General features: G+C 69.8%; 21 protein-coding genes. 15 read left to right on the top strand and 6 right to left on the bottom strand.

Features of this window, described 5'->3' with window-relative positions:
* Nucleotides 1–28 precede the first annotated feature (28 nt).
* The 10 genes from pgi to coaD all read left to right on the top strand — a co-directional run bounded on the left by pgi (nt 29) and on the right by coaD (nt 9,077).
* Nucleotides 29–1,639 carry a glucose-6-phosphate isomerase gene (pgi, locus tag M9M90_RS19020; protein ID WP_254834808.1) on the top strand — a complete coding sequence of 537 codons (1,611 nt, stop codon included), beginning with the start codon at nt 29–31 and terminating at the stop codon, nt 1,637–1,639.
* A gap of 33 nt (nt 1,640–1,672) precedes the next feature.
* Entirely contained in the window at nt 1,673–2,536 is an 864-nt protein-coding gene (locus M9M90_RS19015) for an SDR family NAD(P)-dependent oxidoreductase (protein ID WP_254834807.1), read from the top strand.
* The gene (locus tag M9M90_RS19010; protein WP_254834806.1) at nt 2,533–3,279 is read left to right on the top strand and encodes an SDR family oxidoreductase; all 747 of its coding nucleotides are present in this window, start codon (nt 2,533–2,535) and stop codon (nt 3,277–3,279) included. The genes M9M90_RS19015 and M9M90_RS19010 overlap by 4 nt, the downstream gene beginning before the upstream one ends.
* Nucleotides 3,280–3,600: 321 nt before the next feature.
* On the top strand, nt 3,601–5,088 hold the full coding sequence (gene hisS, locus M9M90_RS19005; RefSeq protein ID WP_254834805.1) for a histidine--tRNA ligase: 1,488 nt from the start codon (nt 3,601–3,603) through the stop codon (nt 5,086–5,088).
* On the top strand, nt 5,085–6,215 hold the full coding sequence (locus tag M9M90_RS19000) for an ATP phosphoribosyltransferase regulatory subunit (protein ID WP_254834804.1): 1,131 nt from the start codon (nt 5,085–5,087) through the stop codon (nt 6,213–6,215). Before hisS ends, M9M90_RS19000 begins: the two co-directional genes overlap by 4 nt.
* On the top strand, nt 6,212–7,162 hold the full coding sequence (gene hisG / locus M9M90_RS18995) for an ATP phosphoribosyltransferase (protein WP_254834803.1): 951 nt from the start codon (nt 6,212–6,214) through the stop codon (nt 7,160–7,162). The genes M9M90_RS19000 and hisG overlap by 4 nt, the downstream gene beginning before the upstream one ends.
* A 431-nt stretch (nt 7,163–7,593) precedes the next feature.
* Nucleotides 7,594–7,752: a hypothetical protein gene (locus M9M90_RS18990; RefSeq protein ID WP_254834802.1), complete on the top strand. Its 159-nt coding sequence runs from the start codon at nt 7,594–7,596 to the stop codon at nt 7,750–7,752.
* A 2-nt stretch (nt 7,753–7,754) separates the two neighbouring features.
* Nucleotides 7,755–8,012 (top strand): hypothetical protein, encoded by a 258-nt coding sequence (locus M9M90_RS18985; RefSeq protein ID WP_254834801.1) that lies wholly within the window; start codon nt 7,755–7,757, stop codon nt 8,010–8,012.
* A 29-nt stretch (nt 8,013–8,041) separates the two neighbouring features.
* Nucleotides 8,042–8,533 carry an HtaA domain-containing protein gene (locus M9M90_RS18980; RefSeq protein ID WP_254834800.1) on the top strand — a complete coding sequence of 164 codons (492 nt, stop codon included), beginning with the start codon at nt 8,042–8,044 and terminating at the stop codon, nt 8,531–8,533.
* Between the two features lie 7 nt (nt 8,534–8,540).
* On the top strand, nt 8,541–9,077 hold the full coding sequence (gene coaD / locus M9M90_RS18975) for a pantetheine-phosphate adenylyltransferase (protein WP_254834799.1): 537 nt from the start codon (nt 8,541–8,543) through the stop codon (nt 9,075–9,077).
* A 3-nt stretch (nt 9,078–9,080) separates the two neighbouring features.
* Here the strand turns inward: coaD and M9M90_RS18970 are convergent, their stop codons facing one another.
* The 3 genes from M9M90_RS18970 to M9M90_RS18960 form a co-directional block, all read right to left on the bottom strand.
* A complete protein-coding gene (locus M9M90_RS18970; RefSeq protein WP_254834798.1) occupies nt 9,081–10,100 on the bottom strand; it encodes a MerR family transcriptional regulator in 1,020 nt (339 codons plus the stop codon).
* A 146-nt stretch (nt 10,101–10,246) separates the two neighbouring features.
* Nucleotides 10,247–12,289 carry a M13 family metallopeptidase gene (locus tag M9M90_RS18965; protein WP_254834797.1) on the bottom strand — a complete coding sequence of 681 codons (2,043 nt, stop codon included), beginning with the start codon at nt 12,287–12,289 and terminating at the stop codon, nt 10,247–10,249.
* 79 nt (nt 12,290–12,368) lie between these two features.
* A complete protein-coding gene (locus tag M9M90_RS18960; protein ID WP_254834796.1) occupies nt 12,369–14,006 on the bottom strand; it encodes an AMP-binding protein in 1,638 nt (545 codons plus the stop codon).
* A 181-nt stretch (nt 14,007–14,187) separates the two neighbouring features.
* On the opposite strand from M9M90_RS18960, the gene M9M90_RS18955 reads away from it, so the two are divergent.
* From M9M90_RS18955 to M9M90_RS18940, 4 genes are all read left to right on the top strand, one after another.
* Nucleotides 14,188–15,978 carry a cation:proton antiporter gene (locus M9M90_RS18955; RefSeq protein ID WP_254834795.1) on the top strand — a complete coding sequence of 597 codons (1,791 nt, stop codon included), beginning with the start codon at nt 14,188–14,190 and terminating at the stop codon, nt 15,976–15,978.
* A gap of 528 nt (nt 15,979–16,506) precedes the next feature.
* Nucleotides 16,507–17,700, top strand: coding sequence for an OmpA family protein (locus M9M90_RS18950; RefSeq protein ID WP_254834794.1), 1,194 nt, complete (start codon nt 16,507–16,509; stop codon nt 17,698–17,700).
* Between the two features lie 138 nt (nt 17,701–17,838).
* Entirely contained in the window at nt 17,839–19,623 is a 1,785-nt protein-coding gene (locus M9M90_RS18945) for an SLC13 family permease (protein WP_254834793.1), read from the top strand.
* A 22-nt stretch (nt 19,624–19,645) separates the two neighbouring features.
* Complete coding sequence (locus tag M9M90_RS18940) at nt 19,646–20,086, top strand: hypothetical protein (protein ID WP_254834792.1); 441 nt, start codon at nt 19,646–19,648, stop codon at nt 20,084–20,086.
* On the opposite strand, the gene M9M90_RS18935 is transcribed toward M9M90_RS18940, so the two are convergent.
* From M9M90_RS18935 to M9M90_RS18925, 3 genes are all read right to left on the bottom strand, one after another.
* Entirely contained in the window at nt 20,083–20,610 is a 528-nt protein-coding gene (locus M9M90_RS18935; protein ID WP_254834791.1) for a carotenoid oxygenase family protein, read from the bottom strand. The genes M9M90_RS18940 and M9M90_RS18935 overlap by 4 nt on opposite strands.
* The gene (locus M9M90_RS18930) at nt 20,495–21,487 is read right to left on the bottom strand and encodes a carotenoid oxygenase family protein (RefSeq protein WP_254834790.1); all 993 of its coding nucleotides are present in this window, start codon (nt 21,485–21,487) and stop codon (nt 20,495–20,497) included. The genes M9M90_RS18935 and M9M90_RS18930 overlap by 116 nt, the downstream gene beginning before the upstream one ends.
* Nucleotides 21,488–21,636: 149 nt before the next feature.
* Nucleotides 21,637–23,454 (bottom strand): NAD(P)/FAD-dependent oxidoreductase, encoded by a 1,818-nt coding sequence (locus M9M90_RS18925; protein ID WP_254834789.1) that lies wholly within the window; start codon nt 23,452–23,454, stop codon nt 21,637–21,639.
* 184 nt (nt 23,455–23,638) lie between these two features.
* On the opposite strand from M9M90_RS18925, the gene M9M90_RS18920 reads away from it, so the two are divergent.
* Complete coding sequence (locus M9M90_RS18920) at nt 23,639–25,162, top strand: phospholipase D-like domain-containing protein (protein ID WP_254834788.1); 1,524 nt, start codon at nt 23,639–23,641, stop codon at nt 25,160–25,162.
* Nucleotides 25,163–25,182: the final 20 nt, after the last annotated feature.

The raw sequence follows: 25,182 nt of genomic DNA, 5'->3' as shown, positions 1-25,182 counted from the left end.
CCGCCGCAAGAGGGCCGAACTTAGCCGCATGCTCAAAGCCGCCTGGTCCAAGTTGGAAGCCGCCGCGCACGCCGCCCGCGACCGTCGCATCGACAGCCTGTTTTCCGCCGAGCCTGATCGGGTCGCGGCCCTGTCGCTGGAAGCCGCCGGCCTCTATCTCGATCTCTCCAAGCAGCCCTGGTCCCTGGCCGACCGCGATGTCGCCCTGGACCTCGCCCGCGCCGGCGGGATCGAGGCGGCGCGCGACCGGCATTTCGCCGGCGCCGTGGTCAACGCCTCGGAGGGCCGCGCGGCCCTGCACATGGCGCTGCGCGCGCCGCCGGGCGCCGACTTCAAGGCTGACAGCGAGCCGGTGTCGGCCGGGATCGACGCCGTCCGCGCCGCCATGCGCGCCTTCGTCCAGGCGGTGAACTCTGGCGCCAAGCTCGGCGCCACCGGCAAGCGGTTCAGGTCCATCGTCCACATCGGCATCGGCGGCTCGGACTTCGGGCCCCGCCTGGTCTGGGACGCCCTGCGGCCGGTGGAACCCGCGATCGAGCTGCGCTTCGTGGCCAATGTGGACCCTGCCGACATGGCCCTGGCGCTCGCCGGCCTCGATCCGGCGCAGACCCTGGTGGTGGTGGTCTCCAAGACCTTCACCACGCTCGAGACGATCACCAATGCGCAGATCGCCCGGACCTGGCTGCGCTCCGCCCTGGGCAAGGCTGGCGACGGCCACCTGATCGCCGTCTCCGCCGCGCCAAAGGAGACCGCCGCCTTCGGCGTGCCCGACGACCAGGTGTTCGGCTTCGGCGACTGGGTGGGCGGCCGCTATTCGGTCTGGTCCTCGGTGGGGCTCTCCTGCGCCATCGCGCTCGGCTGGCAGGCCTTCGAGGGCCTGCTGAGCGGCGCCCACGCCATGGATCGCCACTTCCAGACCGCGCCGCTCCAGGCCAACGCCCCGGTGCTGCTGGCCCTGGCCCACATCTTCAACCGCAACGGCCTCGGCCGGCCCGTCCGCGCCGTGGTTCCCTACGCCCAGCGCCTGCATCTCCTGCCCACCTTCCTGCAGCAGCTGGAGATGGAATCGAACGGCAAGCAGGTCGACGCCCACGGCCGACCCGTGGCGCGGGCGACCTCGGCCACGGTGTTCGGCGACGCCGGAACCAATGTGCAGCACGCCTTCTTCCAGATGATGCACCAGGGGACCGACATCATCCCCATCGACATCCTGGCGGTGCGCCGGGCCTCCGAGGGCGAGGCGGCCTCCCAGGCCAAGCTGCTGGCCAACGCCGTCGCCCAGGCGCAGGCCCTGATGGTCGGCAAGCCCGAGGCCGCCGTCCGCGCCGAGCTGGCGGCCCAGGGCATGGCCCAGGCCGCCATCGACGAACTGGCGCCGCAGAAGACCTTCCATGGCGACCGCCCGTCCAGCTTCATCCTGCTGGACGCGCTCACCCCGCCGTCCCTCGGCGCCCTGCTGGCGCTCTACGAGCACAAGACTTTCGTCGAAGGCGTGCTGTGGGGGATCAATTCCTTCGACCAGTGGGGGGTGGAGTTGGGCAAGAGCCTGGCGGTGACCATCCTCAAGGAGCTGGAAGGCGGCGCTCCGGGGGCGCACGATCCATCGACGGCGAGCCTCGTCGCGCGCCTGAAGACCTAGAACAGAACGACAGACAAGATTGGGGAGGGCGCCATGCGCGACCTGAAGGGCAAGACGGCGTTCATCACCGGCGGGGCCAGCGGGCTTGGCCTGGCCATGGCCCACGCCTTCGGCGAAGCGGGCATGAACGTCATGCTGGCCGATATCGAGGAGGCGCCCCTGGCCAAGGCGGTCGCCGACCTGGAGGAGCGCCAGATCCGGGCTTCGAGCGTGATCTGCGACGTCGCCGACCGCAAGGCGGTGGAGGCCGCGGCGAGCCGGACCGTCGCGACCTTCGGCAAGGTTCACCTGGTGGCCAACAACGCCGGCGTCGGCGTCGGCGGGCCGATCGGCCAGGTGAAGCCCGTCGACTGGGACTGGATCTTGGCGGTGAACCTGATGGGCGTGGTCTATGGCATGGACGCCTTCCTGCCCCATGTGCGCGCGCACGGGGAAGGCGGCTGCTTCATCAATACCGCCTCGATGGCGGGCCTTATCTCCCCGCCGGGCATGGAGCCCTACAGCGCCACCAAGTACGCGGTGGTCGCCATGTCCGAGGGCTGGCTGCGCCAGCTGGCGCCGGAGAACATCCATGTGGCGGTGCTCTGCCCGGGGTTCGTGAAGACCAAGATCAACCAGTCGGGCCGCGCCCGCCAGGCTCAGTACGGCGGGCCGACAGTCAGCGAGATCGTCGCCGATTCCGCCGTTGAGAGTGGGATCGATCCGGAGCGGGTCGGCAAGCGGGTGCTGGAGGCCGTGCTGGCCAACGAGCCCTACATCTTCACCCACCCCGACATGCGCGGCCTGGTCCAGATGCGGTTCGCCGCGATCATGGCCGGCTTCGACGCCGCCGACGCCAGTCCGGCGCTGGAGGGCATGGACTACAAGACCCCCGACCTCTCGACCACCCAGCCATGACCGTCCTGGTCACAGGCGGGACCAAGGGTATCGGCTTGGCCATCGCCAGGCGGCTGGCTCCGGTCCACGGTCGCGTGGTGCTGGCCTATCACAGCGACGAGGCGGCGGCTGAAGCCGCCCGCGCCCAGATCGCCGCCACCGGCGCGGCGGTGGATCTGGTCAAGGGCGACGTGGGGACCATCGAGGGGTCGGCGGCGCTGATCGCCGAGGTCGAGGGCCTGGGCCACGGCCTCAGCCACATCGTCCACTCCGCGGCGATGATCTATCCGACCACCCTGCTCGGCGCCGACCTGGTGCGGTTCCGTCAGGCGGTGGAAACCAACGGCCTGTCGCTGCTCTACTTGGTCCATGCCGCCCAGCACCTGCTGGGGCGCGGCTCCTCGGTGGTGTTTATCACCAGCATGGGCGCGCGTATCCCCTCGGCCAATTACGGGGCGCTGGGGGTCGGCAAGGCCCTGGCCGAGGCCATTGTCCGCTATCTGGTGGCCGAGCTGGCGCCACGCGGGGTGCGGATCAACGGCGTCGCGCCCGGCCTGGTCCACACCACCTCGGTGGCGGCCATGGTGGGCGGCGAGGAAGCCGCCCAGTCGGTGGTCGACCGCGCCGCCCGTTCCAACCCCTCCGGCCGCGCCAGCCGGGATGCGGACTACGCCTCGCTGGTGGAGTACCTGCTCTCCCCAGAGGCCGAGTTCATCCAGGGCCAGGTCATCGCCGCCACCGGCGGTGTCGGGGTCATCGGCTAGATTCGACAGTATGGAAACTCGATAGCAAAGCCGTCGCGATGATCCCGGGCGGACTCGCCACGTTCACACTTCTGGGCTATAGCGCCGCCGTCATGACGCGCGTCTCGCACCAGCACGGCCACCACCATCCGACCTCGCTGAGCGGGATCGGCCGGGATCGCATGGCCTAAAGCGACCCTCGCCCGAGCCCCCGCAACACGCGGATGGGGCTCGCTGATCGCGCTCCATCCGTCGAACCTTTCGCCTGAAGGACCCGACGATGGACTTCCCAGTTTCCCGCCCAGCCTTGCCGTCCCGCGCGCCAGCCTTTAGGCGAGCGCGATGACCAGCGACGCACCCCGCCCCGAAGCCCGCGCGCCGCGCGGCTTCAACGACCGCCGCGCCCGCGACCTGGCCGCCGAACGCCAGATCCTGGAGAAGGTGTCGGCGGTCTATGAGCGCTACGGCTTCGAGGCCTTCGACACCGGCGCCTTCGAGTATGCCGATGCGCTGGGCAAGTTCCTGCCCGACGCCGACCGTCCCAACGAGGGCGTCTTCGCCCTGCAGGACGACGACGAGCAGTGGATGGCCCTGCGCTACGACCTGACCGCGCCGCTCGCCCGGTTCGTGGCCCAGAACTGGGAGACCTTGCCCAAGCCGTTCCGCCGCTACGCCTTCGGCACGGTCTGGCGCAACGAGAAGCCCGGCCCCGGCCGGTTCCGCGAATTCACCCAGTGCGACGCCGACACCGTGGGCTCGGCCCGCCCGGAGGCCGACGCCGAGATCATCGCCATGGTGGTCGAGGGGCTGGAGGCCGCGGGCCTGCCGGCCGGCTCGTCGGTGGTGAAGATCAACAACCGCAAACTGCTGAACGGCCTGCTGGCCACCGCCGGCGTCGCCGACGAGGGGCAGAAGCTGGCCGTGCTGCGCGCCGTCGACAAGCTGGATCGCCTGGGTCCCGAGGGCGTGCGCCTGTTGCTGGGCGAGGGCCGCAAGGACGAGTCCGGCGCCTTCACCAAGGGCGCGGGCCTGAACACCGCTGGGGCCGAGGCGGTGTTGGCCTTCGTCGCGGCGGGGGCTGGGGGCCGAGTCGAGACCCTGGATCAGATCTCCAACATCATCGGCGGCTCGGCGGAAGGCGACGCCGGCCTGGCCGAGCTGTCGGCCATTCATCAGGCCCTGATCAGCCTCGGCGTCGGGCCGGACCGGGCTGTGTTCGAGCCTTCGATCGTGCGTGGGCTGGAATACTACACCGGCGCAGTGTTCGAGGCCGAGCTGCTGCTGGAGACCAAGGATGACAAGGGCGCCCCCATGCGCTTCGGCTCCATCGGCGGCGGCGGGCGCTATGACGACCTGGTGGCCCGCTTCACCGGTCAGCAGGTCCCGGCCACCGGCTTCTCGTTCGGGGTCTCGCGCCTGGCCTCGGCCCTGCGCGCGGCGGGGCGGGAACAGGGCGGCGAAGCGCGCGGTCCCGTGGTGGTGATCGCCTTCAGCCAGGACGACATGGCCGAGTATTTCAAGGCCGCCGGTGAGCTGCGCGCCGCCGGGATCGCCGCGGAGGTCTATCTCGGGACTTCGGGCATGCGGCCGCAGATGAAATATGCCGACCGCCGTCTGTCGCCCGCCGCCGTCATCCTTGGCGGGGACGAGATCGCCGCAGGCAAGGTGACGATCAAGGACCTCGACCTCGGCCGCGAGCTCGCCTCGGCGGTCACCGACAACGCCGAATGGCGCGAGCAACGGCCGGGCCAGCAGGTGGTCGACCGCGCCGAACTGGTGGCGACGGTGCGCAGGATCCTGGACGCTGACCAGCTCAAGGTGGGCAAGTGAGGGCCGAACCCGCCGTTCCCGCCGCCGCCCTGGCCGCGATCCGCGCACCGTTCGAGACGCTCGGCGCCGAGGTCGTCGACGTGCCGATCCTGCAGCCGCTCGGCCTGTTGCTCGACCTGGCCGGCGAGGCCATGCGCGCGCGGCTGTTCGTGGTCCAGGCAGCGGGCGGGGAGGAGACGTGCCTGCGTCCGGACTTCACCGTGCCGGTGGTGCGCCAGCACCTGGAGAGCGGCCGCGCGGCGGGACGCTACTACTATGAGGGCAAGGCCTTCCGCGCCGCCCTCGGCTCCGACCAGCCCGACGAGTTCCGCCAGATCGGCCTTGAACGCTTCGCCGCCGACGGCGAGACCCTGGAAGCCGACGCCGAGATCGCCGCCCTGGCCTGGGCTTCGGCCGCGGCCGGCGGGCGCGGCGACCTGACCCTGCACCTGGGCGACATCGCGCTGTTCTCCGCCTTTCTGGAGACGCAAGGCCTGGCGCCGCCCCTGGCCGCGCGGTTGAAGCGGGTCGCCGCCCGGCCGCGCCTGCTGGCCGCCGAACTGGCCCGGGCCGGGAGCGAGCCGACGGTCGACGACAATGGACGCCTCGCCGACCTGCTCGCCGGGTTGTCGGAGACCGACGCCGCCAGCCTGCTGGAAGAGGTCTGGTCGCTGGCCGGGGTCGAGCCGGTGGGCGGACGCGGCGCCGCCGAGATCGCCCAGCGGCTGATCCGCCGGGCCGAGGCCGCCCGCGCGCCGGCGCTCACCCTGGACCAGGCGCAGGCCGTGCGCCGCTTCCTCGCGGTGGACGACGCGCCGCGGGCCGCCTTCGCCGCGGTGCGCGCCATAGCCGGCAAGTCGGCCGCACTCGAGGCCGCGCTCGGCGGCTGGAGCCGGCGGCTGGAGCTGCTGGCCGCCGCCGGGGTCCCGGCCGATCGCCTGCGTTTCGCCACGGCGCTCGGCCACGCCTTCGACTATTACGACGGCCTGACCTTCGAGGTCCGCTCGGCCGCCCTGGCCCCGGATCGGGCGGTGGCGGTAGGCGGTCGCTATGACGGCCTGCCCGCGCGGCTGGGCGGAACGGCGGCCGTCCAGGCCGTGGGCTGCATGGTCCGGCCCTGGCGGGCCTGGGCGGGAGGCGAGGCATGAGCGCACCCCTGATCGTCGCCGTGCCCTCCAAGGGCCGGCTCAAGGAACAGGTCGAGGCCTGGCTGTCCGATTGCGGACTATCCCTCTCCGTCTCCGGCGGATCGCGGGGCTACATGGCCGAGCTCAAGGGGGTCCGGGGCGTCCAGGTGCGGCTGCTCTCGGCCGGCGACATCGCCGAGGCCCTGGACGCGGGCGAAGTCCATCTGGGGATCACCGGCGAGGACCTGCTGCGTGAGCGCGGCGGCGATGTCGACGCCCGCGTGCTGCTGTTGCGGGCGCTCGGCTTCGGCCGCGCCGACCTGGTGGTGGCGGTGCCCAAGAGCTGGCTGGATGTGGAGACCATGGCCGACCTGGAGGAGGTAGGCCACGAGCTGGTGGCGCGCACCGGCCGCCGGATGCGGGTGGCCACCAAGTACTTGGTTCAGACGCGAACCTTCTTCGCCCGCCACGGGGTCGCCGACTACCGGATCACCGAATCCGGCGGGGCCACCGAGGGCGCGCCGGCGGCGGGCTCGGCCGAACTGGTGGTCGACATCACCACCACCGGAGCGACCCTGGTCGCCAACGGCCTGAAGATCCTGTCGGACGGGGTGATCCTGAAGAGCCAGGCTCACCTGACCGCCTCGCTGCGCGCCGATTGGCGGGACGGCCAACTCGGCGTGGCCGAACGGCTGCTGCGGACCATCGAGGCCCGCGCCACCGCCCACGACAGCGCCATCCTGACATGGCCCGCCGATCCGCGCGACGCCCAGGTCGTGGAGGGCCTTGTGGCGCGCGGCGCCACCCGCCGGCCGAACGGCCTCCTGACACCGGTCGAAAGGATCGCCGAGGCCTCCATCGCCCTGGCGAGCGCCGGAATCGGACCGGTCACAGCCTCCAGCCCCGACTTCGTCTATGATGTCGGTTGTGGCTCGTACGAAACACTACGTGTGCGAGTGCAAAACTGACGGAGCCGTCAAAACTTGTCGCCCGGCACGCTACAATCGCCGTCGCCGGATAAGTTCGACCAAGATTTACCCTGTACGATGATTTCGACGCATTGACTCGGGTCAGAAATTGCCGTTTTCTCAGTCCTGCGAGAGACATGGCGGCGCAAGTCTTCCAGTCTCCGGCGTTTCGGGGAGGAAACGCCCGCTCAATAAGAGCGACTGCTCAAAATAAGGCCCGCTGCGATTATCCCCCGCAGCGGGCCAAATTTTTGCCCGGAAACAGTTTTGACGTTGCTGTCAAAACAGCAAACAGCGCGCTCGAAGGCGGCGACCTGGTGCGCTGAGGCCCGGCGGAACTCAATTCGCCCGTGTCCGGTTCCGCTGGCGTTGCGCGGCCAGGAAGCGCTAGGAGATGGCGGGGCCCAAGCGTTCCCCGAGGGGATCAAGCCATGGCGAAGACACCGAATTACCAGTTCGAGAAGCGGGAGCGGGAGCGGCTCAAGGCCAACAAGTCGGCCGAGCGGGCGGACGCCAAGCGCGAGCAGCGCGAACGCGCCCGGGCCGAGGCCGCCGGGCCGCCCGCCGATCCCGAGCCGACGGAAGACTGAGCATGCAGGACGGCGTCGTATTCAATCATGAGACCGTATCGCTGGACGGCGAGAGCTTTTCCGGCTGCGAGTTCCGGGATTGCCGCCTGGTCTATGCCGGCGGTCCTGTCCCGATCTTCAAGAACTGCCGCTTCGAGGGCTGCGAGTGGAAGATGGACGAGGCCGCGAGCCGGACCCTGGCCCACCTGAAGGTCATGTGGAGCGTCGGCGAGAAGGGCCCCGTCCAGGCGCTGATCAAGGAAGTCACCGTCGCGCGCTGAGGCGCCGGCCGGGCGTTGGGGATGGTAAGATGACCGAACACCAGCCGCGGGTGACGGCGCTCAGTTGGGGCGTGAAGCAGAGCTTCCGGACCTATGTGGAGGCCACGGGCGGCGTGATCGAGGCCCGCGACGGCGCCGAGCGCGCGGACGACGGGGCGTTCACCTTCGCCGCGGTCCCGGGCGGCGACCTGAGGCTGGACGCCGATGGCAGGCTCGAGGGACACGGCTCGTTCCTGGGCGAGGTGCGGTTCGAGGCCCATGGCGGCATGCTCTCGGTCTGCCTCGCCGACCCCATGCTGGAGATCGGCCCGACCGGGGCGGTCGTCACCGTCGCCGACAGCAGCGCGCGTACCTACCGCCTGGAGGTGGCCCACCTCGATCTGGGGGCGATCACGTCCGGGGAATCCGGCGAGATCGTCATCCCCGCGACGGTTTCGATCCATGGCAGCCAGCTGCTTGGCGACCACTATCCGCCGAGGACCCCGCTCGATCCGGTGCGCCTGATCCTGGCCCCCCGCTGAGGTTTCCATGCGCAAGCCCGTCACCACCAAGGCCCTCTATGCGGGCTCGTTCGACCCCGTCACCCGTGGACACCTGGACATCATCGGCAAGGCTCTGCGGACTTTCGACACCGTGCACGTCGCGGTGGGAACGAACGTCAGGAAGACGCGCATGTTCGGGGTCGAGGAAAGCCAGCGGCTCCTCGTCCACTCCATCACGGAGCGTTGGCCGCAGGCCGCCGCGCCCGGGACCGACGTCCTGTTCGAGGGCGCCCTGGAGGTGGGGGAATACGCCAACCAGAGCCTGATCGCCTATGCGCGCCGGATCGAGGCGACTCACATCGTGCGCGGCCTGCGCGAGGCCAGCGACTTCAACGAGGAATTCAATCTGCACGGGGTCGCCGGCCGGATCGACCCGTCGATCCTGATGGTCCACTTTATCTGCGAAGCCCAGTTCCTCCACGTCTCGTCGAGCACGGCCAAGGAGCTCGACGCCATGGGGGAGCGGATCGACTGGTTGGTCATGCCCAGCGTCGAGGCCGCCTTCGCCGTCCGTCGCGGCTAAGCCTCACGCCGCCGGCGGGCGCCAGGCGATGAGGCCTTCCGTCCGTGCACGAACGTCCGGCGAGGCCAGGCAGGTGGCGACCGCCTCGTAGCCCGGAGCCCCGGGATAGGGCGCGACACGCATCGGCGGGCTGTGGTTGGCCGGACAGAGGAGGATCGCCTCGTCCGGGCCCACGGCGGCCAGGTCCAGGATCGCGCAGGAACGGGTCATCAGGAACAGCGGCCGCGCACCGGGCCCCCGGCGGCGTAGATGCGCGATCAGCGCCTCCTGGGTCGGCTCGTCCAGCCCCTGTTCCACCATGTCGACCACCAGGATCGCCGGAGCCTCGGCCTCCAGGGGGACGAGCAGGGCGATCAGGGCCTCGGACTCCACGGCGCCGTCCTCGACAAGCCAGGCCAGGGAGGCCTCGACCCGCGCCTTCAGGGCGGGGTCGGCCTCCAACCGCGCGCGGTCCGCCGTCCGCTCCAGGGGAAGGAAGGCGGCGTCCTCCAGGGTCTCGGCCAGGCGCATGGCCAGCCGGGTCTTGCCGCTGCCCAGGGAGCCGATGATGTAGTTGATTGGCCGGATGTCGCGCAGCTCGAAGCGCTCCCCGCCCCAGGGCCAGGGCAGGTCGAAGGCGACGCCGAGCTTTCCGGAGGGCCCCGCCAGCCGCGCCAGGTCCGCGACGGCCGGCGTCCTGCCCTCGGCGAGGTCGGTCCGCAGGCCGCGGACCTTGTCGACGGCCCCCGCCAACTCGCGCGCCCGGTCCTCGAGGCTCGCCTGATGGGCGGCCAGGGCCGGCTCCAGGCCCTGGGGATCGCCGCCCAGCACCCGTGCCGTCTGAGCCAGGCTGAGGCCCAGGGCGCGCAGGGCCGCGATCTCGGCGGCGCGGGCCATCTCGCCGGGTCCATAGGCCCGCCAGCCGGCCGCGGTGCGGATCGGGGCGACCAGGCCGCGCTGCTCGTAGAGCCGCAAGGCCTTGGCGGAGACGCCCAGCCGCCGGGCGGCTTCCGAAGGGTTCAGGTATGTGGCGGATGAGCTCACGAATCACCTCGTTGCTGGCTGACCGCTATGTTTATCGGGGCGGTCCCAGGGGCCGGGTCAACGGGCTTTTTCTCTTCGGCGTTCGACAGCTCGGTCAGCGCGCGGCCCAGACGGTGATGTGAATCACCGCCTGGGCGCCGTGGTTGTCACCAGATCCGGACGCGCTCGGCCGGCGCCACGTACATGGCGTCGCCCGGCTTGACGCCGAAGGCCTCGTAGAAGGCGTCGATGTTCTTCACCGGCACCTGGACGCGGTACTTGGGCGGCGAGTGCGGATCGGAGACCAGCTGTTGGCGCATGCGGTCGTCGCGGTACTTGCCACGCCAGACCTGGGCCCAGCCGAGGAAGACCCGCTGGTCGCCGGTCAGGCCGTCGATCACCGGGGCCGGCTGGCCCTTCAGCGAGATGTGGTAGGCGTCGAGCGCCAGCAGCAGCCCGCCCAGGTCGGCGATGTTCTCGCCCATGGTCAGGTCGCCGTTGATATTGGCGCCGGGCAGGACCTCGACGGCGGCGTACTGCTTGCCGAACTTCTTGGCCTGGGCGTCGAACTTGGCGGCGTCCTCGGCGGTCCACCAGTCGGTGAGCTTGCCGTCGCCGTCCGACTTGCGGCCCTGGTCATCGAAGCCATGGGTGATCTCGTGGCCGATCACCCCTCCGATACCGCCGTAATTGACCGCCGGATCGCCCTGCGGATCGAAGAACGGCGGCTGCAGGATGGCGGCCGGGAAGACGATCTCGTTCTTGGTCGAGGAGTAGTAGGCGTTGATGGTCGGGGGCGTCATGCCCCACTCCTCGTCGTCCACCGGCCCGCCCAGCCGCGCGGCGCGATAGTCCCACTCGAAGGCGTTGGCCCGCTGGATGTTGCCGTAGAGGTCGCCCTCGTTGATCGTCAGGCCCGAATAGTCGCGCCATGTGTCGGGATAGGCGATCTTCACCCGGAACTTGGCGAGCTTCTCCAGGGCCTTGGCCTTGGTGGCCGGGCCCATCCAGTCGAGCTTCTCGATCCGCGCGCCCATGGCGGTGCGGATGTCGCCGACCAGGGCTTCCATCTTGGCCTTGTTCTCGGCCGGGAAGTAGGCGGCCACATAGACCTTGCCCAGGGCCTCGCCGAGGCTGCTGTCAATGGCGATCACCCCGCGCTTCCAGCGGGGCTGCTGCACCGGCTGGCCCGACAGAGTCTTGCTGCGGAACTCGTAATGGGCCTGGTCGAATGCCTTGGAGAGATAGGGCGCGGCCTGGTCCGCCAGGTTGAAGGCCGACCAGGCCTTCAAGGTGTCGAGCGGGGTCGCCGCATAGATCGCCGCGATCTTCGGGAAGGCGGTGTTCTCGGCCACGATCACCCGGTCGGTCTTCAGGCCCGCCCCGTCCAGATAGGCCTTCCAGTCGAAGCCGGGCGCATAGGCCTGGAGCTTGGCGACCTCGAAGGGGTTGTAGGTCTTGTCGTCGTCGCGGCGCTCGGCCCGGGTCCAGGACACCTTGGCGATCTCGGTCTCCAGGGCGACGATGGCCGCGGCGTTCTCCGCCGGCTTCTCCCAGCCCGCCAGGGTCAGCAGGCTGGCGACATAGGCCTGATAGGCGGTCTTCTGAGGCGCGAACTTGGCGTCCAGATAGTAGTCGCGGTCGGGCAGGCCGAGGCCCCCCTGGATCAGATAGGCCGCGTACTTCTCGGGGTCCTTGGCGTCGTCGTGGACATAGGAGCCGAAGAACGAGCCGCCGAACCTGCGCGACGTGCCGCCCATGTAGCGGGCCATCCCGTCGCGGGACTTGATGGCGCGGATCGCGGCCAGGTCGCCGGCCAGCGGCTTGGCGCCCAGGGCGTCGACCGCGGCCTCATCGACGAAGCTGCGGTAGAAGGCGCCGATCTTGGCCTCCTCGCCGGTCGCGCCCGGGTTGGCGGCGGCCTTCTCGACCACGGCGCGCATCCGGTTCTGCGACAGCTCGTTCAGCGCGTCGAAGGCGCCGTAGCGCGAACGGTCCGCGGGGATCTCGAGCTTGTTGAGATAGGTCCCGTTGGCGTAGTCGAAGAAGTCCTTGGAGGGCGCGACCGACAGGTCACGGCCGGCGGCGTCGAAGCCCCATGGCCCCATCCGCGGGGCCTGGGAGAGATCGGATGCATTGGCCGCCAGGGCGGGCGTGGACGCGCAGATCAGGGCCGCGGCCGACGCCGCGCCCAGCCAGAGGGTCTTCATGGAATTGTGAGCTTTCATAAGCAGATGGGTTGGCGCGACCGTGGACCGGCCGCGCCCCCCGAGGCACGTTACTTTTTGTTTAGACGGAGGCCGTGGCCGACAGCGCCGCGATGGCTTCCTCGCGGATGGCCTTGTAGTCGAGCTTGCCATTCGGAGCCCGGACGACGGGCGCCAGGACCAGCTCGCGCGGGGCCTTGTAGTCGGCCAGCAGGCCCTTCACGTGGGTGGCGAGCTCAGCCAGGGACGGGGCCTTGTCGCCGGTGAAGTCGACCACGGCGCAGATGCGCTCGCCGAACCGCGGATCGGGCACGCCGACCACGGCGGCGTCGCGAACGCCGGCGAAGCGTTTCAGCGCCTCCTCGACCTCTTCGGGGAAGACCTTCTCGCCGCCGGTGTTGATCACTTGGGAGCCGCGGCCCAGCAGGGTGATGGAGCCGTCGGCCTCAACGGTCGCCCAGTCGCCGGGCACGCTCCAGCGGGTCCCTTCGAAGGTGCGGAAGGTCTTGGCCGACTTTTCCTCGTCCTTGTAGTAGCCGATCGGCGTGTGGCCGCCGACCGCCACCAGGCCGCGCACGCCCGAACCCGGCTGGACGCGGACGCCGTCCTCGGTGAACACCGCCGCATTGGGGCCGGTGGCGAACTTCGCCGTGCCCGCCGCCGCTCCGCCGCCCGAGGTGGAGGCCGCCAGGCCGAGCGCCTCCGACGAGCCCAGGCTGTCCATCAGCATGATGTGCGGCAGGTGCTTCAACAGGCCCTGCTTGTTCTCGGCCCCCCACATGGCGCCCGACGAGACGATCCGGCGCAGGGAGGGCAGGGTCCACCGGCCAGGATGGGCGTCCAGGGTCTCCAGCATCGGGGCCGCGAAGGCCGGGCCGACGATGATCAGGCCCGAGACCCCCAGGCGGTCGACCTCGTCGAACAGGTGGGCGGGGTCGAACCGGCGCGGGACGAGCGTCGCCACCGCGCCGCCCGAGATCAGAGCTCCGAACGAGATGAACTGGCCGGTGGCGTGCATCAGCGGGGCCACCGGGATGGTGATGTTCAGCGGCGCGTCGGAGGCGGCGTTGGCGGCGGCGCGGTTCCCGGCCTCCTCGACGGTCTCCAGCGGCGGCAGGCCCAGCAGCAGGTTGGCCCCGCCGCCCAGCCCCTTGAACAGGTCCTCCTGGCGCCACATCACGCCCTTGGGCATGCCGGTGGTGCCGCCGGTGTACATGATCAGCAGGTCGTCGGCCGAGCGGCCCCAGGGCGCTTCGAACCGATCGGCGCCGGGCGCGACGATGGCGTCGTAGTCGGCGGCCCAGGCCGGGACGGGGTGACCGGGCTCGGCCACGGCGACCCAGGTCTTCACCTTGGGCAGGCGGCCGCGCACCTTGTCGGCCATCTCGGCGAAGGAGGCGTGGAACACCACGGCCTCGGCGTCGGCGTTGTCGAAGAGGTAGGTGAGCTCATCGCCGCCATAGCGGTAATTGGTGTTGAACGGCGCCAGGCCGGCCTTGAACGCCGCGTAGTAGGTCTCGAGGTATTCCGGCCCGTTATAGAGATAGGCCGCGACCTTCGATTGCCGGGTCAGACCCGCGGCGACGAGGTGGGCGGCGAGCGCGTTGGCGCGGCGGTCGAAGCTCGACCAGCTCAGGCTGCGGTCCCCGTGGATCAGGGCCGGGCGATCCGGGGTGGCGCTGGCCACGGACTCCCAGAGGTTGGCGTAATTCCAAACCAAGGCGTTCCTCCAATGCTTAAAATATGGAGGGCATAGGCGATAAGTCCGCCCCACCTGTCAACGCCGCGAGCCCCTTGTTTCAAGGCGGAAATCGAGTTGCCGTCAGGGGTTAAGGGCGCCGCGAGGGTTACGCAAATCGCCGATGCGCCCCATACTGTCGTTCATCCCAGAAGGAGAGCGCATGGAAGGCCACGTTTCGCCCGGCGAGTACAAGGACGTCATCCTGTTCCTGGCCACCGCCGGCGTGATCGTGCCGTTGTTCCGCCGCTGGAAGATCAGCCCGATCCTGGGCTTTCTGGGTGCCGGCGTCGTGCTGGGCCCCTATGGCCTGGGCGCGCTATCGGCGACCTATGGCTGGCTTTCCTATGTGACCATCGACAATCCCGACGAGCTGGCCCAGCTCGCCGAGTTCGGGGTGGTGTTCCTGCTGTTCATGATCGGGCTGGAGCTTTCGTGGGAGCGCCTGCGCCTGATGCGCAAATGGGTGTTCGGGCTGGGAGCGCTTCAGGTCACCCTCTGCCTGGGGGCGATCGCCGCCGCGGCCATGGCCCTGGGTCAGCCCCCCGCCGCCGCCGCCGCGATCGGGGCGGCCCTGGCCCTGTCGTCCACCGCCGTGGTCATGCAGATCCTGACCGAACACAAGCGACAGCATTCCGCCGCCGGCCGGGCGACCTTCTCGGTGCTGTTGTTCCAGGACCTGGCGGTCGCGCCCATCCTGGTCACCCTGGTCATCCTCGGCCGCGGCGCCGACGGGGAGACCTTCTCGCCGCGCCTGCTGCTGGCCTTCGCCCCCGCGCTCCTCGGCGTGCTTCTGCTGGTGGTGTTCGGCCGCCTCCTGCTGCGTCCGATGCTCAAGTCCGTGGCCCGGGCCAAGAGCGAAGAGATGTTCATGGCCGCCTGCCTGCTGGTGGTGATCGGGGCGGGCCTGGTCAGCGCGCTCACCGGCCTTTCCATGGCGCTCGGCGCCTTCATCGCGGGCCTGTTGCTGGCCGAGACCGAGTACCGCCACGAGGTCGAGGTCACGATCGAGCCGTTCAAGGGCCTGCTGCTGGGGATGTTCTTCCTGTCGATTGGCATCGGGCTGGACCTGTCGCTGCTGGCGGCCCAGCCGCTGCTGATCCTCGGCATCGCCGGCGGGGTGATCGCCCTGAACCTTACGGTGGTCTTCCTGCTGAGCCGGGTGTTCGGGCTGCCCTGGCGGGGCGCGGTGGAGGCCGGGCTGCTGCTCGCCGGCGGCGGCGAGTTCGCCTACGTCATCCTCTCGGCCGCCATGGGCGAGGGGATCGTGGCGCGTCCCATCGGCCAAACCATCCTGGTGGCCTCGACCATCTCCATGATGTGCATCCCGTTGCTGGCGGCGCTTGGCCTGAAGCTGGGCGGGCGCAAGACCGCGGGGCAGGGGATCGCGCCCGCGCCGCCGCAGCTCGACCAGCACCCCGAGGCGCCGCGGGTGCTGGTGGTGGGCTACGGCCGGGTCGGCAAGCTGGTGGGCGACATGCTGGGCCGCCACGACATCCCGTGGGTGGCCGCCGAGCGCGACCCGCGCCTGGTCGAGGGCGGTCGCCACGCGGGCGGCGCCATCTTCTTCGGCGACGCCTCGCGCGCGGAGTTCCTGAAGCGCTGCGGTCTGGAGACCGCGCCGGCCCTGGTGGTGACCATGGACGCGCCTGAGGGGGTCGAGGCGATCGTCGCCACGGCCCGGGAGATGCGCCCCGACCTGATCATCGTCGCCCGCGCCCGCGACGCGCGCCAGGCCCAGAGGCTCTACGAGCTGGGCGCCACCGACGCGGTTCCCGAGACGGTTGAGGCCAGCCTGCAGCTCTCCGAGGCGGTGCTAGTGGAGATCGGCGTGCCCATGGGCCTGATCATCGCCTCGATCCACGAGCGGCGCGACGAGTTCCGCAAGGCGCTGAATCGGCCTGAGGCGTTAGGCGGCCGGAGCCGCCGTTACCGGCGAGCGACCGAATCCTGACCCATTTCCGCCCCGCAAGGTGAGACAAAAGCGTCACCATCCAACACCAAGTGAAAGCTCGGTTTGCGGACTCGGGAACCAATCGCGCGACGTGCCGTTGTCCGGGTCGAACGCCAGGCTGGGCGTGGCATTAATGTGGCTGGAATGTCGCCGAGCACGAACGAACGTAGCGCGGAGCCGTTTTCGGCCCCCTGCCGCGCCATTTCGGGTTTACAAGCATTTCCAAGGACTTCGATTGGTAAGAAAGAGCGGCAGTCGCTTAACTTCTTCCCATTAAGAGGTTCGCAATACGAGTTTTGCACCGACCGGGGCGCGCCAGGCGCCTCGCTCGTGGCGCGAACGGGGGACTTGTCCCTCGCCCCGAAGTTGCTTGCTCCGGGGAATATTAGTAGCGTCCTGGCGTAGTGTTCGTGGGGTTCAGGAAATTGGCGTTCGGTGTTGCCTCTGCGACACTTTCGCTAAGCTTCGGCCTTGATATAACGTGCTGAGGCGTAAGGCCGCAGCAAGGGCAATGAGAGGGCTCTGAATATGAGATTCAAACTTCTGGCGGGAGCTGCCCTGGCAGCGGTCTTCGCCGCGTCCGGCGCGACCGCGCAAGACGCCGGCTGGTACGGCGCTGTCGACCTTGGCTACCACTGGCCCGAAGGTATCGAAGGCTCCTCTTCGAATAACTCCGCGGCTGGCTCGCCCTATAGCTGGGACTTCAATCAAGAAGAAGATTGGACCGGCTTCGCGCGTCTCGGCTATCAGCTGAACGCGAACTGGCGCGTCGAACTCGAAGGCGGCTACCGCCCCGGCGACATCGAATCGATTCGCGGCGGCAGCACCAACGCCATCCTCGGCCTCTGCACGGCCGGCGTGATCCGCACGACTGCGGCTCCCGCCTGCGGCTCGCCCTCCGGCGAGATCGAGTCCTGGACCGTGATGGGCAACGTCATTTATGACTTCGCCCCGGGCTCGATGATCAATCCCTTCATCGGCGTCGGCGTCGGCATCAACCACGTGTCGATCGACACCGTCGGCCAGTTCTCGAGCGTCACGGGCGCCTTCTCGGCGGCCAACCCGGCGCATCAGAACCTGACCATCGACGACGACGACACGGCGCTGGCCTACCAGCTGATCGCCGGTCTGGCCTGGAAGGCCACCGATCGTCTGAACGTCGACCTGACCTACCGCTATCTGGCCGGGTCGGACCTCGACTTCGCTTCGGTCGGCAGCCATGCGCTGCAGCCGGGCGTGTTCTCGGGCGAATACAAGGACCAGTCGGTGACGGTCGGCCTGCGCTACTCCTTCGCGTCGCCGCCGCCCCCGCCGCCTCCGCCCCCGCCGCCCCCGCCCCCGCCGCCTCCCCCGCCGCCGCCTCCCCCGCCGCCTCCGCCGGCGTATGAGGCCAAGCAGTTCATCGTCTACTTCCCGTTCGATCAGTACGTCCTGACGCCGGAAGCCCAGACGGTGGTCCAGGAAGCCGCGAGCTACGCCTCGGCCGGTAACGCCACCCGCGTGATCGTGGTCGGCCACACCGACTCCTCGGGTTCGGACGCCTACAACGCCCGCCTGTCGGAACGCCGCGCCAAGGCCGTCGCCGACGCCCTGGTGGGTCTGGGCCTCGGCCAAGACAAGCTGCAAGTCGACTGGAAGGGTGAGAGCCAACTCGCCGTTCCGACCGGCGACGGCGTCAAGGAACCGCTGAACCGCCGTTCGACGATCGACATCAACTTCTAAGATCTCGATCCAAGACGACGAAACGACAGGGAGCCCGGCCGAAAGGCCGGGCTCTTCTGCTTTGTGAAGCGGCTTTTCTCTTAACGCAGCCTTATGCGGCGTCTCGCGTTTCCGAAGCTCCAAGGCTCGGGGATCTGGATGACGCTGCAGCAAGGCCTGGCCTTCGGCCTGATCGGACTGACGATCGCGGCCTTCATCTGGGGTCGGTTCCGCTATGACGTGATCGCAGTCTGCGCCCTGCTCGCCGGGGTGGTCATCGGCGTCGTGCCGTCGGAGAACGCCTTCGACGGTCTATCCAACGACATCACTATCATCGTCGGCGCGGCCTTGATCGTCAGCGCCGCCTTCGCTCGGTCAGGCCTGATCGAGGCCTTGCTGCGGCCGCTGACCCCGCACCTGCGGACCGAGCGCAGCCAGGTTCCGGTGCTCACCGCCGCGGTCATGCTGCTCTCCACCGCTACCAAGAATGTCGGCGCCCTGGCGATCCTGATGCCGGTGGCCCTGCAGATCGCCCGGCGCACCGGCTCCTCGCCGAGTCGCCTGCTGATGCCCATGGCCTTCGGCGCCATGCTGGGGGGAGTGGTGACCCTGGTGGGCACCGCGCCCAACATCATCGTCTCCCAGGTGCGCCAGGAGCTGCTGGGCAAACCGTTCGGCATGTACGACTACACCCCGGTGGGGCTGGGACTGGCGCTGATCGGCCTGGCCTTCCTCAGCGTCGCCTACCGGCTGTTGCCCATGGGCCGGGAGCCGGCGGCGAACATCGAGACCGCCCTGGCGGCCAACGCCTACTTCACCGAGGTCGAGGTCCCCGAGGACTGGAACCTGGCGAAGTCGCGCGTGGCCGACCTGCGCGAGCTGGCCCACAACGAGGCCCAGGTCATGGCCCTGCGCCGAAGCGGCAAGCGGATCAGCCGTCCGCACCCGAACACCAAGATCCGTCCGGGCGACACCCTGTTGCTGCAGGGCGATCCGCACGCCCTCGACGATCTGATCAAGCGCGCCAGGCTGCGGCTCACCCGCGCCGACCGTCCCGTGGCGATGGAGCGGCCGACCGAGGAGGTCCGCGTCCTGGAGGTCGTGGTGGGCGGGGAATCCGGCCTGATCGGCAAGTCGGCCCAGCAGCTCGACCTCTACGGCCAGCATGGGGTCAACCTGCTGGCGGTCAGCCGCGCCGGCTACAGCCTCAAGCAGCATCTCAACCGCGTCCGGCTGCGCGCCGGCGACGTGGTTGTGCTGCAGGGCGGGGAGCGCACCTTGCCCGGCGCGCTCTCGGCGCTCGGCCTGCTGCCGCTGGCTGCGCGTGAGATGCGCCTGGGCGGTATCCGCCACCGCATCGCCCCGGCCGCCATCCTGGCGGCCGCCATGATCCTGGTGGCCTTCCAGGTGGCGCCGGTGGCCATCGCCTTTTTCGGCGCCGCGGTGCTGGTGGTGGTGGTGGGCTCGCTGCGCATGCGCGAGGCCTATGCCGCCATCGACGGGCCGCTGATCGTACTGATCGCCGCCATGATCCCGGTCTCGGCCGCCATCGAAACCACCGGCGGCGCCGACCTGATCGCCGACTGGCTCTCGGCCGTCTTCCGGGGGCAGCAGCCGATGTTCGCCCTGATCTCGATCATGGCCGTGGCCATGGCCGCCACGCCCTTCCTCAACAACGCCGCCACGGTGCTGATCGTGGCCCCGGTGGGGGCGAGCCTGGCGGAGAAGCTGTCGCTCAATCCCGACCCGTTCCTGATGGCCGTGGCGCTGGGCGCGGCCTGCGACTTCCTCACCCCCATCGGACACCAGTGCAACACCCTGGTCATGGGGCCGGGCGGCTACAGGTTCAGCGACTATTCGCGGCTGGGCGCGCCGCTCACCCTGCTGATCCTGGTGCTCGGCGGCCCGCTGATCGCCTGGTTCTGGCCGCTGACGCCGACCTAGAATGACGAGACTGAGGGACCGCATGACGCCAGGCCTGCCAGCCCTGCTGCTCTTCTGCCTCATGGCGGCCCCTGCCTGGGGTCAGGCCTATGTGAACCGTCCGTGTCCCGCGAACGCCCCGACCGCCTTCGTCGATGATCTCCAGCCGCTCTGGTATCGCCGCTTCTGGACCGGGGAGTGCAGGGACCTGCCCCGCCTGCGCTGCCGCGGCGGCCGGCCCTACTGGAACGAGGTGGTCGCCACCTTGAGCGCCCGCGCCCCAGTGGGCCAACGCCGCGAGATCGCCGCCCGCGCCTGCGCCCTGGGTCGCCGCATCGGCTTCGAGTGGACGAGCCCCAGCGCCCAGCGCCGCATCGACACCCGCGAGTTGCAGGCGCTCCACCTCACCCTGGAAAAGGCGCCCGACGTCGCGACGGGTCTGAGTGCGGTCGAGGCCCGCGTGCGGACCAGGACCGGCCCCTAGGCGGCCGCCACGAATGAGCCGTGGAACCCGGCGGGCACGCGGTGGTCCAGGTGGGCCCGGGCGATGGGCCCCGCCTCGAGGTCCATGGCGTCCAGCACCGCCAGGTGACTTCGGTTGCGCCGCGCGTCGAAGACGGTGGCCAGCAGGTAACCGACCCCTTCCTCCGACGATCCGGGTTTGGCCGCGAAGACCGGTTCGGACACGGCGTGGTGCTCGGGCGCCCGCCACAGCTTCATCTCGCCGGTGGCGTGGTCATGACGGCCGATCGCCCGGTGCAGCAGGTCGCCGGTCCCCGGCCCGCCCAGGGCGGCGACGTAGCCGTAGCGATAGGGCAGGCCGGCGCGGCGCTCGTCCATGCGCGGATACTCGCAGACCGTCTCGCTCAGACGGCGCACGGAGACGGGATTGTCAGCGCCCGGATCGATGGTCCAGCGGGTCAGGTGCTGTCGCAGGGCGGTCTCCGGCGCGGGGCGTCCGTCGGGGGGGCGGGAAGGCCGGGGCGTCCTGCTGGCAGAGGTCCACAAGGATGCGCCCGTCGTCGTCGTGGGCGTTCAGCACGTGCCAGACCATGCAGGCCGGAGCGGGAAACCAGCGGACATCGGCGGCGGACCCCGAACGCGGCATGACCCCGACGCGAACCCCGAGGTCGGGCTCCCAGGCGATGGGCGGCGCCCCGGCGCGCAGGCGGGTGAGCGAGAGGGTCAGGGGGCAGACGATGAACACCACATGGCGGCGGGTGATCGCGAAGTCGTGGACCAGGGCGGGATAGGGTCCGGCGATCTTGACCGTGCGGACCAGGGCGCCGGCCGCATCGGCGACATGGAGGAGGAGCGCGCCGTCGAAGTCGCGGGTCGGGAAGTTGGCGAAGAAAACCATCTTGCCGGTCTCGGGATCGACCTTGGGATGGGCGGTCATATTCCCGGGCAGGGTGCCGGCGAAGTCGAACGGCCCCAGGGTCTCCAGGGTCTGGGGGTCGATCTCGATGGGCGCATGGCCTTCCTCCAGCGCCAGCAGCCGCCCGGCATGGCTGACGATGTGGGTGTTGGCCGCGCCCTGGCTGGCCACCCCGGCCACCGCCGGGTCGTGGTCGCGGGGGTCGCTGGTCGAGAACAGGGCCCGGCCCGCCTCTCGCTCCAGCGCCCACTGGCGGGTGCGGACCCAGCGATTGCGATAGGCGACCCGGCGCCCGCCGATGCGGAAGGCATGGATCATGCCGTCGCCCTGCAGTGGGTTATAGGTTCCCCGCGGCGCGAACTGTGGATTGGGCCCCACGCGGTAGAGGGCGCCCGCCAGGTCGGCGGGCGCCTCGCCCTCGACGACCAGGTCGGCGTAGTCGCACTCCATGCGGATCGGCTCGAAACCGCCGGCGAGCAGCGGGTCGTCCGGATAGGGCAGGGCCATGGGTGGCGCTCCAGGGCTGGGAGAAGACCACTTGAACCTAGGACGAAGAAAAATGGCTTCCAGTCTTGTGTTTCTTCGTCGCCTCAGCCGGAGCCCGGTTAAGCGCCTGAATCCCTGAAATAAATACTTTCGACGCCGACGGATCGCCGCTAGCGCAACTCCAGCCCGGCCAGGCTCCCGGCCTCGCGCCAGTCGCGGGCCAGGGCGAAGAAGGCGTCCGAGCCGGGGCCGTAGAGGCCGTCAAACAGGCCCGCCCCCTGGCCGGCCGTGCCCTCGCCATTGTAGTAGCCGGGCGTGCAGTCCTGGCGGAACTGGATGTTGTTGAGCGCGGTCTTGACGATGGTCTCGCACCACTCCGCCTCGGCCGCCGCGCTAGGCTCCACGGCCTGGGCCTGGCGCAGGTTGGCCTGGCGGACCACCTCGGCCACGTGGCTGGCCTGCTCCTCCAGCATGTGCGGGAAGTTCGGGGTGAGCGTGTTCTGGGTGATCCCCAGGTGAAAGCAGTTCGGGAAGCCGTGGCTGTAGAAGCCATGCAGGGTCTTCATCCCCTTGGCCCAGTGGTCGCTCAGCTTGCGGCCACCCGTGCCGAAGACCTCGAACCCGGCGCGGCGGGTATAGGCGGTGCCCACCTCGAAGCCGGTGGCGAAGATGATGCAGTCGACCGGATACTCCACCCCGTCGAACACCAGGCCGGTCTCGGTGACCCGGTCGACTCCGCGTCCCAGCGTATCCACCAGGGTGACATTGGGCCGGTTGAAGGTCGGCAGGTAGTCGTCGTTGAAGGTCGGCCGCTTGCAGAACTGCCGGTACCAGGGCTTCAGCTTCTCGGCCGTCGCCGGGTCCTTGACCAGGGCGTCCACCCGCGCGCGGACCTGGTTCATCTTGCGGAAGTCGCTGAGCTCCATCATCGCGCCCAGTTCCTGCGGGTCGACCCCGCCGGCCGCGGCCCGCGCCGCCACGCCGGCCCCCAGGTTGCGGATGATGTCGGTCCAGCCGTCGGAGACGAGGTCCTCGTCCTGATGGCCGCCGGCCACCAGGGTGTTGAAGTTCTCCATCCGCCGCTTCTGCCAGCCGGGCGTCAGCGAGGCGGCCCAGGCCGGGTCCGTGGGCCTGTTGCCGCGCACGTCGACGGAAGAGGGGGTGCGCTGGAAGACGTAGAGCTGCCTGGCGTGGGCGCCCAGGTGCGGCACGCACTGGATCGCCGTCGCCCCGGTGCCGATGATCGCCACCCGCTTGTCGGCCAGCCCGGTGAGGCCGCCCTCCGACGAGCCGCCGGTATAGGCGTAGTCCCAGCGGCTGGTGTGGAACGAGTGGCCCTTGAAGGTCTCGATGCCCGGAATGCCCGGCAGCTTCGGGCGGTTGAGCGGGCCCGAGGACGTCACCACGAAACGCGCCTTCATGGCGTCGCCGCGGTTGGTGGTCACCAGCCAGCGCGCCTCGTCCTCCAGCCAGCGCAGTTCCTCGATCTCGGTCTGGAGGCAGGCCAGGTCATAGAGGCCGAAGTGCTCGCCGATCCGCCGCGCATGGGCGCGGATCTCGTTCGCGAAGCTGTACTTCTCCTTGGGGAGGTAGCCGGTCTCCTCCAGCAGCGGCAGGTAGATGTAGCTCTCGATGTCGCACTGGGCGCCGGGATAGCGGTTCCAGTACCAGGTGCCCCCGAAGTCGCCGCCCTTCTCGATGATGCGGATGTCCTTCACCCCGGCCTCGCGCAGCCGCGCCGCGGCCAGCAGGCCGCCGAAGCCGCCGCCGATGATCGCCACGTCGACGCTGTCGGTCAGGGCCGCCCGAGCGAAGCCCGGCTCCACATAGGGGTCGTCGACATAGTGGCGGAAGTCGTGGGCCATCTCGACATATTGCGCGTTGGCGTCGGGCCGCAGGCGCCGGTCGCGCTCCTGGCGATAGCGCTCGCGCAGGGCGTCGGGGTCGAAGTCCAGCTCGTCCGCGGGGACCAGGGTCTCAAGGCTCATGGCGGCGCTCCAGGGTTTGGCGGGTCGAGCAGACACCCCGCGCGGGGCCGATTCAAGATGGACGTCGGGTCAACCTGCCGCTCAGGGAGCCGCAAGCTGGGCCGCGCGTTGAGCCCGGCGGAGGACCCCGGATGACCCACGCACCACAGACCCGCCCCAGTCGCCGCGAAGGGGGAGTGACCCCTTGCTGCTGAAGGAGGCGACCACCTGCTGGCGCGCCGAGCCGGCGGATAGGGCGGCCGTCTTCATCGACATGGAGGACTATTTCGCCGCGGTGAAGTCGTCCATGTCCAAGGCCCGGCGCTCCATCCATCTGCTGGGCTGGGCCTTCGACCCGAACACCGCCTTCGAGCCGCAGGAGGGATGCGCGCCGCCGGACGACGATCGTATCGCCGAGTTCCTGAAGGCCCTGGTGCGCGAGCGCCCCGATCTGGACGTCAAGCTGCTGTGCTGGAAGGCCGCCCTGCCCATCGCCGCAACCCAGAAGCTCTATCCGCAGCGTGCAAACGGCGACTTCGCCGACTCCTCGGTGCGGTTCGCGGTGGACGACGCCCTGCCCAGCGGGGCGAGCCACCACCAGAAGGTGGTGGTGATCGACGACGTCGTCGCCTTCTGCGGCGGCTGCGACTTCGGCCCCGACCGTTGGGACACCTGCGATCACGTGGACGACGACCCGCGGCGCCTGCCGGCGCCTGAGGCCAAGACCTGCTTCGACGCCCGCCACGAGGTCATGGGCGTGGTGGACGGCGCGGCCGCGGCGGCCTTCGGCGACCTGTTCCGCGAACGCTGGCGGCGCGCGACCGGCGAGGTCCTGGCCGCACCGACGGCAAAGCTGCGCAGCGATCCCTGGCCCGCGGGTGTCGCGCCCCAGTTCCAGGATGTCCGGGTCGGGCTGTCGCGCTCCGGCGCCGCCTGGCGCGCCTGGCCCCAGGTCCGCGAGAACGAGACGCTCTATCTGGCCTCCATCGCCGCGGCGACCTCCTGCATCTACATGGAGAACCAGTATTTCACCGCCCCGGTGATCGCCGAGGCCCTGGCCCAGCGTCTGGCCGAGCCGGACGGGCCGGAGATCATCCTGGTCTCCACCGCCCACTCGCCCAGCTATTTCGACCAGATGACCATGGACCGCACGCGTTCCATGTTCATCAAGCGCCTGCGTGAGGCCGACAAGCATGGGCGGTTCCAGATCTATTCGCCCGTGACCAGCCTGGGCCACACCATCATCGTCCACGCCAAGCTGGCGATCATCGACGACGTCCTGCTGCGGATCGGTTCGTCGAACATGAACAACCGCTCCCTCGGCTTCGACAGCGAGTGCGACCTGTCCATCGAACCGAAAGGCGCGACCAGGACCGCGTCGCGCGCCGCGATCCGGGCCATCCGCACCCGGCTGATCGCCCACTGGCTGGGCTGCGAGGACCAGGAGTTCGAGGCGACGGTGAAGTCGGCGGGCGGGATCGGTCCGGCGATCGAGGCCCTGCGCGCGCGCGGCCTCTGCCGCCTGCGTCCCATCCCCCAGCTTTCGCTCAAGCCCCTGGCCGCGCTGATCGCCACCTTCCACATCGGCGATCCGGCTGGGCCCGTGGACTGCTGGCGGCCCTGGTCGCGGCGGACCCGGCTGAAGGCGGAGATGGCCAAGTCCGTGGCGGCGCTGAAGGCGGCTGGCCTCGACCACGTCAAGCCGCGGATCAGTCCGAAGACGGTCTAGCGCCCGGCGCGCCTCCGAGG

Origin of the sequence: Phenylobacterium sp. LH3H17, assembly GCF_024298925.1 — a bacterium.
In the GTDB taxonomy this organism is placed as follows: domain Bacteria; phylum Pseudomonadota; class Alphaproteobacteria; order Caulobacterales; family Caulobacteraceae; genus Phenylobacterium.
The sequence above is the reverse complement of the archived record's forward strand: the minus strand, read 5'-3'. Positions and strand labels throughout refer to the sequence as shown.